The 9125-nt window shown below is 72.2% G+C and carries 9 protein-coding genes; 3 read left to right on the plus strand and 6 right to left on the minus strand.

The features are described 5' to 3' along the window. The first annotated feature begins 8 nt into the window (after window positions 1-8). Together lnt and C6Y44_RS14015 are read left to right on the plus strand one after the other, a co-directional pair. On the plus strand, window positions 9-1598 hold the full coding sequence (lnt, locus tag C6Y44_RS14010; RefSeq protein WP_159419207.1) for an apolipoprotein N-acyltransferase: 1590 nt from the start codon (window positions 9-11) through the stop codon (window positions 1596-1598). Beyond that, window positions 1598-2374 (plus strand): polyprenol monophosphomannose synthase, encoded by a 777-nt coding sequence (locus C6Y44_RS14015; protein ID WP_120282863.1) that lies wholly within the window; start codon window positions 1598-1600, stop codon window positions 2372-2374. Before lnt ends, C6Y44_RS14015 begins: the two co-directional genes overlap by 1 nt. A 10-nt stretch (window positions 2375-2384) precedes the next feature. On the opposite strand, the gene C6Y44_RS14020 is transcribed toward C6Y44_RS14015, so the two are convergent. The 5 genes from C6Y44_RS14020 to C6Y44_RS14040 form a co-directional block, all read right to left on the minus strand. After that, window positions 2385-3380, minus strand: a complete 996-nt coding sequence (locus tag C6Y44_RS14020) for an AurF N-oxygenase family protein (protein ID WP_120282865.1) — start codon at window positions 3378-3380, stop codon at window positions 2385-2387. Then, window positions 3377-4291 (minus strand): prephenate dehydrogenase, encoded by a 915-nt coding sequence (locus C6Y44_RS14025; protein WP_159418180.1) that lies wholly within the window; start codon window positions 4289-4291, stop codon window positions 3377-3379. Before C6Y44_RS14025 ends, C6Y44_RS14020 begins: the two co-directional genes overlap by 4 nt. After that, window positions 4288-6459: an aminodeoxychorismate synthase component I gene (pabB, locus tag C6Y44_RS14030; RefSeq protein WP_159418179.1), complete on the minus strand. Its 2172-nt coding sequence runs from the start codon at window positions 6457-6459 to the stop codon at window positions 4288-4290. The genes C6Y44_RS14025 and pabB overlap by 4 nt, the downstream gene beginning before the upstream one ends. A gap of 8 nt (window positions 6460-6467) precedes the next feature. Beyond that, complete coding sequence (locus C6Y44_RS14035) at window positions 6468-6842, minus strand: chorismate mutase (RefSeq protein ID WP_372473948.1); 375 nt, start codon at window positions 6840-6842, stop codon at window positions 6468-6470. Window positions 6843-7107: 265 nt separating this feature from the next. After that, the gene (locus C6Y44_RS14040; protein WP_026061850.1) at window positions 7108-7446 is read right to left on the minus strand and encodes an RNA polymerase-binding protein RbpA; all 339 of its coding nucleotides are present in this window, start codon (window positions 7444-7446) and stop codon (window positions 7108-7110) included. Window positions 7447-7677: 231 nt separating this feature from the next. Here C6Y44_RS14040 and C6Y44_RS14045 point away from each other — a divergent pair, with 231 nt between their 5' ends. Continuing rightward, window positions 7678-8019 (plus strand): hypothetical protein, encoded by a 342-nt coding sequence (locus C6Y44_RS14045; protein ID WP_120284335.1) that lies wholly within the window; start codon window positions 7678-7680, stop codon window positions 8017-8019. A gap of 43 nt (window positions 8020-8062) precedes the next feature. Here the strand turns inward: C6Y44_RS14045 and C6Y44_RS14050 are convergent, their stop codons facing one another. Beyond that, window positions 8063-8650 (minus strand): hypothetical protein, encoded by a 588-nt coding sequence (locus C6Y44_RS14050; protein ID WP_159418177.1) that lies wholly within the window; start codon window positions 8648-8650, stop codon window positions 8063-8065. Window positions 8651-9125 lie beyond the last annotated feature (475 nt).

The raw sequence follows: 9125 nt of genomic DNA on the forward strand, positions 1-9125 counted from the left end.
CGCGGGCGGTGCGTGTCGTCGCGCTGCGCGCGTTGCTCGCCGTCGTCGCGGGAGTGTTGCTATTCGCGTCGTTTCCGCCGCGTCCGCTGTGGTTCCTCGCCCCCGTCGGGATCGCGCTCCTGGTCGGTGTACTGACTGCAGTACCGATGCGGCGACGCGCCGGGTTCGGCTACGGCTATCTCGCCGGTCTCGGCTTCCTGGTGCCGCTGCTGCCCTGGATCGGCGTGTACGTCGGTCCGTTGCCGTGGTTGGCGCTCGCCGCCGCCGAGGCGGTCTTCGTCGGACTGTTCGGGGCGCTGGTGGTGCACCTGCGGTCGTTGCCGGTCGCGCCGTTGTGGATCGCGGCGGCGTGGAGCCTGACCGAATGGTTGCGTTCGAGCGTGCCGTTCGGCGGGTTCCCGTGGGGACGGCTGGCGTTCGGGCAACCCGACGGTGGGTTCGTCTCCCTCGCCGTGATCGGCGGCGCCCCGCTGGTGTCGTTCGCTGTGGCCGCGACCGGCGCCGGGCTCGCCGCCCTCGCTCTGACCGCCTCCCGCCGTCCCCGTCCGCCGCGGGCCTGGACGGTGCCGGTCGCGGTGACGCTGCTCGGGCCGCTGCTCGCTGCGGCGGCGTGGCCGCTGGTGCGCACCACCACCGACGAGTCGTCGACGGTGACGGTCGCGGCGATCCAGGGCAGCGTGCCGCGCCTGGGCCTGGACTTCAACGCCCAGCGCAAGGCGGTGCTCGACAACCACGTCGCCCGCACTCTCGCGCTCGCCGAGGACGTCGCCGCCGGACGGGCCCCGGCCCCCGAGGTGGTGATCTGGCCGGAGAACGCTTCCGATATCGATCCGCTGCGCAACGCCGATGCCGCCCGCGACATCTCCGCCGCGTCCGCCGCGATCGATGCGCCGATCCTCGTCGGGGCGGTGCTCGTCAACGGCGACCGCACCACCACCAATTCGGTGATCGTGTGGGACGCGCAGACCGGTCCGGGGGAGCGGCACGACAAGAAGATCATCCAGCCGTTCGGCGAATACCTGCCGTGGCGGTCGTTCTTCCGCCTGTTCTCCGAGTACGCCGACCGCGCCGGCCATTTCGTGCCCGGCGACGGCGACGGCATGGTCACCGCCGGCGGCATCGACATCGGGGTGGCGACCTGCTACGAGGTGGCCTTCGACCGGGCGTTCCGCGACTCGATCGCCGCCGGCGCGCAACTGCTGGCGGTGCCGACGAACAACGCCACCTTCGGCGACACCGAGATGACCTACCAGCAGCTGGCGATGTCGCGGGTGCGGGCCGTCGAGCACGGCCGGGCCGTGATCGTCGCGGCGACCAGCGGGGTCAGCGCGATCGTCGATCCGGACGGTCGGGTGCAGCAGAGCACACCGTTGTTCGTGCCCGATGCCCTGGTGGCGCAGGTGCCCGTGCGTGCAGACGTTACGCTGGCTAGTCGGCTCGGAGTGGCGCCGGAGCTTCTGCTCTGCGCCGCGGCCGTGGCCGCCACCGCTCTCGCCCTGGTGCGGGGACGGCGGGAGAAGGCCGGTGCGGCAGCTCGCACCAGCACCGGCGCAGCAGGAGCACCGGCCGGTGGCCGGTTCGACAAGGAGGACCTCTGATGGCAGCGGCGACGCCGGCCGGGAACGACAGCGCACCCAGCGCCCGCACCCTGGTGATCATTCCGACCTACAACGAGCGGGAGAACCTCGGTCGGATCATCACCCGGCTGCACGCTGCGCTGCCGCACACCCATGTCCTCGTCGTCGACGATGGCAGCCCCGACGGCACCGGCGACCTCGCCGACGACCTCGCCGCCGCCGACGAGCGCATCGCGGTGCTGCACCGCACCGAGAAGAACGGTCTGGGCGCCGCCTACATCGCCGGTTTCCGGTGGGGTCTGGCGCACGACTACACGGTGCTCGTGGAGATGGACGCCGACGGCAGCCACGCCCCCGAGCAGCTGCACCTGCTGCTCGAGAAGGTCGACGCCGGTGCCGATCTGGTGCTCGGCTCCCGTTACGTGCCCGGCGGCACGGTGGTGAACTGGCCGTGGCACCGCGAGGTGCTCTCCCGCGGTGGCAACATCTACTCCCGGCTCGCGCTGGGGGTGTCGATCCAGGACATCACCGGCGGCTACCGCGCCTACCGCCGCGAGGTGCTCGAGAAGCTCGACCTCGACGCGATCGCCTCGCACGGCTACTGCTTCCAGGTCGATCTGGCGTGGCGCACCCTGCAGGCCGGGTTCACCGTCGCCGAGGTGCCCATCACGTTCACCGAACGGGAGATCGGCGAGTCGAAGATGAACGGCAACATCGTGCAGGAGGCCCTCGTCCGGGTCACCGTGTGGGGGCTGCGCAGCCGCCTCGCGCGCCTGCGGGCACTGCTCGGCCGCTGAACCTGATGCCCTAGGCGCTGCGCGGCCACGGCCAGCGGGCGTCGAGTTCGTCCCCGAGCCCCAGGCCCGCACACAGCCGGCGGATGGCGCTGCAGTCCTGCACCACCGGCCGGCCCTCGGTCACGGCGATGGTGTCGGCGACCAGCTCGTCGCCGCCGGGGATGTTCTCGTGCGCGATGATCGCCGCCCAGGTGGAGGTGTCGGCGCCGGTGAACGCCGCGACCGCGGTACCGAGCGCGTCGAGTAGCCGCACCCGATCGGTGTCGTCGAGTTCGGTGAGCACCGCAGTGAGCAGCCCACCCGCGAGGGAGGCGTGGCACAGCTCGTCGCGGCGGTGCACCGCCACCGTCGCGCGGTTGACCGGTTGCAGCTCCGGGTCGGTGGTGAGCAACGCCAGATAGGCGCTGATCGAAGTCTCCGCGACGGTGGTGAACGCCAGCTGCACCAACGCCGCGTCCCGCGGGGTCTCGGCGTGCGCGACCGCGGCGCGATGCTCGCGCACGGTCGGGCACGGCGGCAGCACCGACTCCTTCAGCGCCCAGCCGCGGCGGCGGCGGGTGAGCACGTTGGCCTGCTGGTGCATGAGGGTGTGGTACTGCTCGTCGACCATCGCCTGGAGCACCCCGGTGACCACCGTGTCGGACGGGCCGATACCGAAGGCGTCCTCGGTGATCAACGCGAAGCCGGGGTTGACGACGTGCTGTTCGATGTCGACGACGCTCTTGTTGTAGGCGATCCACGCCCAGGCCCGCAGCCGCGCCTGCTGTTGTTCGTCGAGCGCGAGATAACGCGGATGTTCGGCGAAGGGCAGCATCTGCTCGGGATAGTCGGCGCGGTCCGCCTCGAACAGCGCGTCGAGGTCGACCTCGGGTTTCTTGACGGCGGCGCGGCGCGGCCACGAGCGGGTCAGCCCGGCGATCACCGCGCTCTCCGCCGGATCGGACGGATCGTATTGCGGGAGTTCCGGCGCGCGCAGCTGCGGGCCGGGGATATCGGACTTGCTCATGTCCGGCTCCTTTCCTCGCGGGAACCGCCGACCGCACCCGGATCGCGGGGCAGCGCCGCGAACAGCTGCGCACACAGCTGCGCGGCGGCGGGTTGCCCGTCGCCGAGCGCGGCGCGGGCCCGGTCGAGCAGCGCCGCGAAGTCGGGCAGCGCGTCGGTGGCGGCGTCGAGATCGGCGACCGCCTCGGCGAGGGCGCGGCGGGCGGTGGCGGCGTACGGGTTGGTGAGCTGGATGTCGTGGTAGACCTCGGCGGTGCCACCGGAGACGCGGGCGAGCAGCGCCCGCAGCACGGTGTGCGGCGGCGCGGCGACCTGCGCGGCAACGTCCGGCACGTCGAGCCGGTCGAGGGCGATACCGAACGCGAGGATCGCGGCGTGGGTGAGTACCTGCACGGCGGCGGTGATGCGGTCGTGCTCGTCGGCGGTCGTGTCGACCACGGTGGCGCCCCAGTTGCGCAGCGCCGCAACGAACTCGGCCACCACCGGTGCGTCGTGGTGGCGCACCGTCAGCACGGGCCGGCCGGGCAACCCGAGGTCGGGGGCGAACATCGGGTTGATGCCCAGCGCCGGGGCACCGGGCCGGTAGGTGTGCAGCGCCGCGGCGATCGGGGTCTTCACCGACAGGGTCTCCACCAGCAGGGCGTGCGGGGGCAGTAGCCGCGCGAGCACCGGCAGGGCGGCACCGGCGACGACGTCGGGGACGGCGAGGACCACGATGTCGGCGCCGTCGAGTGCCGCGGCGAGACGGGTGTCGGGGGCGGTCAGATCGGCGCGCAGCATTCCGGGGGCGGCCGGGTCGGCGGCCGGGTCGACGACGAGCACCGGACGGCCGGCCTCGCGCAGCGCGGCGGTGAGCAGGGCACCGACGGCGCCGCATCCGCCGGCGACGACCACCCGGCCGGGCGTGGTCACGGCCCGGCCCGCCCGGGCAGCGGCGGCGGCCCGTCGACGAGATCGGCCGGGTCCGCCGAGCCGACCGCGCCGGATCCGTTCGTCGGGGTGGTGTCGCGGGTCGCGGCGAGGCAGCGGCGCATCACCACGGACTTGACGAGGGTCTCCTCGAGTTCGTCGTCCGGATCGGACAGCGCCACGATCGCCCCGCCGATCCCGAAGGTGACCTCGTGGGCGGTGGCGACGAGGGTGCGGATGACCACCGACAGGTCGGCGGCGCCGGTCGGCGACAGATATCCGATCGCTCCGGAGTACACCCCGCGCGGGCCGTCCTCGAGCTTGTCGATGATCTCCATGGTGCGCAGCTTCGGGGCGCCGGTCATCGACCCGCCGGGGAAGGCGGCGCGCACACAGTCCACGGCCGAGACGTCCGGGCGCAGGGTGCCGCGCACCGTGGACACCAACTGGTGCACCGCGGCATAGGTTTCCACCGCGAACAGCGCCGGCACGTGCACCGAGCCGGGCACGCACACCCGCGACAGGTCGTTGCGCACCAGGTCGACGATCATCAGGTTCTCGGAGCGGTCCTTCTCGCTGGCGTGCAGTCCGTCCCGCAGCGCCGCGTCCTCGCCGGGGGTGCGGCCGCGCGGGCGGGTGCCCTTGATCGGTTTCGATTCGACGGTGCCGTCGGCGTCGATCCGCAGGAACCGTTCCGGGGAGGCGCTGAGCACCGCGACCTCGGGGAAGTCGAGCAGCGCGCTGTAGGGGGTGGGGCTGATGCGGCGCAGCACCCGGTAGGTGCTCAGCGGGTCGATGCCGCCGTCGACGGTGACGGTGTTCGTCAGGCACACCTCGTAGGTCTCGCCGCTGCGGATCTCGTTCTGGCACTGGGCGATCAGATCGAGATAGCGCTGCGGGGAGTGCCGCAGCCGCAGCTGCGACCCACCGTCCGCGCCGATCAGCGGCACCGGGATCTGCTCGTCGGTCGCCGGTTCGGGCAGCGCCGACAGGATCGCGGCGGTCGCGTCGAACCAGGCGAGCGTCTCGGGATCGTCGGTGGCCTCGGTCAGGGCCAGCAGATAGCAGCAGCACCCGTCGTGGTCGACAACGACTGCGCGGTCGGCGAAGACCAGCGCGGCGTCGGCGTAGGGGGAGGTGTGCACGAGCTGCGCGCCGGCGTCGGCCTTGAGTTCGTAACCGAGATAGCCGACATAGCCGAGCGCGAACCCGAACGGCAGGTCGTCGCGGGCGGCGACGCGGCGCTCGGCGAGCCGGGCGGTGAGATGGTCGAAGACGGGGCGGCGGTGTTTTTCGACGGTGCCGTCGGCGCGGTGTTCGCGCACGATGCCCTCACCGACCCGGTAGGTCAGATAGTCGGCACGTGGTCCGGCGCCGTTGCCGAGGACGGTGAACCGCGACTGCGGGTCCAGCGCGGCGCTGCCGTCGAGCCAGAAACCGTGCGGGCCGGCGGCGAAGAGCGCCTCGTAGACGGCGGACGGGTCGGGGTGCAGCGGCAGCCGGCGGCTGGCGAGCACGTACCGCGGGGCCGGTTCGGGTGTCGGTTCAGGTTCGGCGGGGGCGGTGACGGTGATCGGGTTGCGCGGCGGGGTGGCGTCGCGGAAGTTGGCGAGCAGCTGCGCGCCGTGGGCGGTGCCGATCGATTCGGGATGGAACTGCACTCCCCACAGCGGGCGGTGCCGGTGCGCGACGGCCATGAGCAGCCCGTCCGGGGTGCGGGCGGTGGCGTCGAGGTCGTCGGGGACCGGGTCGGCGATCAGCGAGTGGTAGCGCACCGCCGCGAACGGCGACGGCAGACCGGCGAACAGGCCGGTGCCGTCGTGCAGGATCGGGCTGGTGCGGCCGTGCACCGGTTCGGGGGCGGTGATCACGGCGCTGCCGAACAGTTGGCACAGTCCCTGGTGGCCCAGGCACACCCCGAGCAGCGGTACCCCGGCGTCGGTGAGGGCGCGGGCGCTGATCCCGAAGTCCCGGGCCCGGTCGGGCCGGCCCGGTCCGGGGGAGATGACGATGTTGTCGAACGGTTCGGCGACGAGCTCGTCCCAGCTGCGATCGTTGGTGAGCACTCGCGGCGGGATGCCGTTGACGCGGGTGATCAGGTCGTAGAGGTTGTAGGTGAACGAGTCGTAGTTGTCGATCAACAGCGTGCGGATCGGTCGGGGCGCGGACACGACGGGCCTCAGTTCGTGCCGTCGCCGCGGCGACCGGAGCCGACCCGGTCTGCGGCGTCGTCGCCGGAGACGATGCGGTCCTCGACCCGGCAGGCCTCGTCGATGAGCAGGGTGTACAGCGAGCGCACGAAGTCGCCGGACAGGCCGTGCCGGTGCGCGTAGTCCTGGGCGCGGCGGTGCACGACCTCCATGCGGCCGGGTTGCATGACGTCGAGGCCGTGGCGTTGCTTGAGTTCGGCGACGCGTCCGCACACCTCGAGTCGGGCGCGGACCCCGTCGAGCAGGGCCCGGTCGATGTCGTCGAGTTCGGCGCGCAGATCGGCCAGTTCGGCGGCGGCCCGGGTCGGCGGTGCGTCCGCCGCAGTGTGGTGACGGTCGGTCACGGACACTCACCCCCTTGCAAGCGACCCGCCGGAACACCGGCGCGAAGGTCGTGGATCGAGCGTGCCGATCATGATCGATCGGCGTGCGATCATGATTGCACGCACCGTCCGGCCGATACCGACGATTGATCGATTCGTGGCGGGGCCGCAACCGAATTCGCGGAACCACCGTCCCGTCGGGAGGGCGTCGTCGGGTCCGTAACGGCGTGTGCCGCCCCGGATGATCGTCCGGGGCGGCACACGTGCGAGTTTCGGCGGCGGGGTGTCAGGCGCCGCGGCGCTTGGCCTTGAGCAGGTCCAGGCGCTCCTTGAGCAGGTCCTCGAGTTCCTCGATGGAGCGACGCTCGAGCAGCATGTCCCAGTGGGTGCGCGGCGGCTTGACCTTCTTCGGCTCCGGTGCGGCGCCCTCGACGAGGGTGCCCTCGAGACCGTTCTTGCAGATCCAGGTGCCGGGGATCTCCGCGTCGTCCGCGAACGGCACGTCGTATTCCTCGCCGTTGTCGCAGCGGTAGCGCGCGATTCGCCGCGGCGCCAGATCGTGGTCGCGGTCGGTTTCGTAGCTCACCGCCCCGAGTCGGCTGCCTCGCAGTACACGATCTGCCATGGTGGTGTCCTTCCTTGTGTGCTCCGCCCGGGTGACGATGCCGTGCGGCATCGACGCCGAGCTCGACGTCCACTGTGCTCAACGTCGGCGGAGCCGATTCCGTTCCCGCGGCCCACCGAGGAGCCGAAGGGCAAGTCTACCGACCCGCCGCACCGCCACGTGCACGGTGCCCGCACCGGCCGCGCCTCCGGTGTTCCCGCCGCCCCGCCGGGGGTGCGGGCGGGCAGTACAGTGACGCTCGTGACCGGACGTGACACGCGAGCGAGCACGTGCCTGTGGTGCGGGCGCCCGGTACCGGAGATCGGCACCGGCCGGCGACGCCGGTACTGCCGCCAGTCGTGCCGGCAGCGCGCCTACGAGCAGCGCAGCAGCGCCCGCCGCGCCGGCCTGCCCGAGGATTCCGTGGTGCTCACCGCCGCCGAGGTCGAGGCGCTCGCCGACCGCGCCTTCCGGGTGCGCTGCGCCGCCGAGGACGTCGCCACCGCGGTCGCCGAGGGCGCCGCGGCCGACGAGCTGACCGCCCTGTGTACGGAGCTGCTCGAGCTGGCCCGCGACGCCGAACGACTGCGCTGATTACCCCCGATCGGGCCGACGGCACCCGGTCGGGAGCACAGGCTCAGGCGAAGAAACCACCCATGGTGTAGACGACCTGGCAGAACGCGCCGTTGGCGTACTGCAGCGAGCCGAACAGCGCGCCGAGCACCGCGCCGGGACCACTGTCGATCACCGCGGACTGCAGCCCGCCGCCGTTGTTGTCGAGGGTGGCGACCCCGGCCCGGATGTTCTCCATGTTGATCCACACGAACTTCAGATCCGAGGCGGTCACCGGCGCGCCGGCGGTGGGTTCGACGAACACCTCGATCGAACCGAACGGCACCTGGCCGTGCGGGCCGGGATGCACCCAGGCGGTGGTCATCGCGAACGGCACGACACCGCCGCCGCAGCCCGGACCGACGGTGGGTGCGGGCGCCGAGAACGGCTGCGGGATGTTCTTCGGTGGCGGCGCGAACGGATTCGCCGAGCCGGACTCGGCGACGAGCCGCTCGAGCGCGGCGAGGGTCTCGGGGGAGTCGGCGACTTCCGCGCGCAACTGGTCGAGCGGCACCCCCGGCGGAGCGGTGTCGGCGGCGGCCTGGGCGGGGACCGCGAGCAGGGCGGCGGCGAGCAGAGCGGTGACGAGCGGGGCGGATCGGCGACGCAACATCTCGGGCTCCTTCGAATCGGGTCGAGCAGGCGGGACGAGACGATCCGGTCGCGATCCGGTCACGCACCGGTCGCGGCACGGAGGCACGAAGGTGACGGCCGCTTCGAGAATAAGGACACCTATCCGGTTTCGGAGCGTTTCCGGCGAGCCCGATCCTGCTTCGACGCCGACCTCATTCGTCACTCCGGTCACGAACAGGGCATTCCTCCCGGCCGTCGGGAAAACGTTATCGAAACGCGACTGATCCCCTGCGGGGGAACGATTTCCGAGGTCACCCGCGGTGCCGCACCGGTCCTGCCGCGGCACGGGCACGACCTCCGGAGCGCATCGGCCGGTGGTGGTGCGGTCGTCGCCGCAATCCGGTCGTACCGGTCGCACAGGTGGTCTAGCTTGTTGTGTGGTCCCGGTCACACGGGATCACACGATCGAACGGGGGTCCGATCGCGGCGCCGCACGCCCAGCGGCACCGGGGTCG

The organism is Rhodococcus rhodochrous (genome assembly GCF_014854695.1).
GTDB lineage: Bacteria > Actinomycetota > Actinomycetes > Mycobacteriales > Mycobacteriaceae > Rhodococcus.